Consider the following 371-nt stretch of genomic DNA (forward strand, 5'->3'; position numbering starts at 1 on the left):
GCCAGCGACACGTCATCGTCCATGACCAGGTTGTCGCGGATGCGATGCGTGAGCTTGTCGAGCGCCTCGCGTGCGCCGGCATCGATACGCAAAGCAGCAAGCGGATCGACCGCCTGACGCAGATGCGCGATCCGTTCACGCAGCTCGCCGTCCGACGCCAGCCGTGCCTCCAGCTCGGCCAGCGCGCGCAGGAACGCCGCCATTTCGTTCACGCCATAGCGCTTGCGGCAATCGACATCGGCTGCGTTGAGTGCGGCAGCCGCCGCCTGCTCGGTGGCAAGCTGCTCCAGCACTTTGACGTAGCCGGGATGTACCGCATGCTGCGCGAAGTCGTAACGACGCCGGAGCTCGCCGCGCAACCGCCACCATGC

Annotated in this window: 1 protein-coding gene; it reads right to left on the reverse strand. The window is 66.8% G+C overall.

Going from position 1 to position 371, the window contains the following annotated elements; translation table 11 throughout:
* A partial coding sequence (locus SB847_RS20610; protein ID WP_410578425.1) for a hypothetical protein occupies nucleotides 1-371 on the reverse strand: 371 nt, incomplete at both ends.

It is taken from the genome of Bacillus sp. SIMBA_026 (assembly GCF_046535335.1).
Lineage (GTDB): Bacteria > Bacillota > Bacilli > Bacillales > Bacillaceae > Bacillus > Bacillus velezensis.